The organism is cf. Phormidesmis sp. LEGE 11477, from assembly GCF_015207105.1.
Classification (GTDB): Bacteria; Cyanobacteriota; Cyanobacteriia; order Phormidesmidales; family Phormidesmidaceae; genus Phormidesmis.
The window spans coordinates 1-1,330 of the sequence record NZ_JADEXO010000274.1 but is presented as its reverse complement, the minus strand read 5'-3'; the positions used below and the strand labels follow the sequence as shown (position 1 = coordinate 1,330).

Here is a 1,330-nt window from a genome sequence, read left to right as displayed (position 1 = left end):
GTCGAACTCAATACCATACTGCCGATTCGACTCCATGCCCGCTTTGATGTTGCCCGCTTTGATGTTGCCTGCCTTGATGTCGCCTGCCTTGATCTCATCAGAAACTACCTAACTAGAAAAGTAACGATTACGGTATCAGTCACTCTTTCTAACTCGTGCCGGCCTGAAATGAGTAACTCGCTATACAGTATTCATGCTGTTTCATTCTAAATCATCAAAGTTTTTGCTTATTTTTATCGAATCTGGCCTATTAAATCTGGTTTACCCCTCTGACTCACCTGTCTGGTTCACCCAATCTTGCTCATCTGACTGACCAAATCCTGCTGCATACGATCGAGCTCAGCGCCTACTGATGTCAATGAATCTTCTAGTTCGCGGCGCAGACTGCTAGGCAGCTGACCTGGGGTTTGGCCTTCTTCGTCATCTCGCAAGAGCTTTCTAAACGCTAATAGCTGGGCTGTTTTTAGAGACAGCTCGATCGGCACTTTGAAGTCTGGCAGTACGCCAGTCCCTTCCCAGTTTTCGTGGGTAATCTGGCTAATCGCCTGGCCTGTGGGGATGAACATCCAGAAATGATCGTGCAGTCTAAAGCCAGTGCCAGGATTGGCACCGCCTGCTGTGGTTTCACCGACGATGACGGCGCGCTTGAGATTTTTGAGGTTGTAGGCAAATTCTTCTGCAGCCGAAAACGTCTCGGGGCCGATCATTATGTATACCGGGCGCTCTAGATAGCGAGGCCCAGAAACATACGGCAGCGTCCATGACTGCTGAGTGCGATCTTCGCTTTGCCAGTGCAGGTCGGTGAGATGAACCGGGGGGTAGGCTGGCAGCAAATAGCTAGTCAACAGGGCGACCATGCTGGCCGAACCGCCTCGGTTGTAGCGCAAATCGATGATTAAAGCGCTGGTGTTGGCGAGAAACTGCATAGCGGCTGCGGCAGTGTCTCCGGCGAATTCTGGTGGCTCAAAGCTGAACAGCTCTAGATAGCCGATGTTGCCGCGCAGTCGTTCAACTCGGTTGAAGTCAAAATTACGTAGCTGGCTGATCTGCTGCTGTTGGGCAAGTTCTTCGGGCGGAATTTCGGTTTGAGCGTCTAGATGAGGCAGGACGGCTGGGCTGAAATAGACTTTAAGGTGCTGGTCAGCGCTGAGCGTCTGGAGCTGATCTGTGAGGGTTTCGGCTAGCTGAGAGCCGCTTTTGATATCTCGATAGCCGTCTGCGGCCAGGCGTGAGGTGATGTCGGCCTGAATTTTATCAGCTACTTCTGGAAAGGCGTAGGCGTCGAGCTTTGTAGCGATCGCGTTTAGCAGCTCTGTGCGGATAGCAGGCG

At 52.0% G+C, this 1,330-nt stretch carries 1 protein-coding gene; it reads right to left on the bottom strand.

What is annotated here, in order from left to right:
- Window positions 1-287 precede the first annotated feature (287 nt).
- Window positions 288-1,330 (bottom strand): S41 family peptidase (locus tag IQ256_RS29265; RefSeq protein ID WP_370623578.1); only part of this gene is annotated, 1,043 nt, incomplete at its 5' end.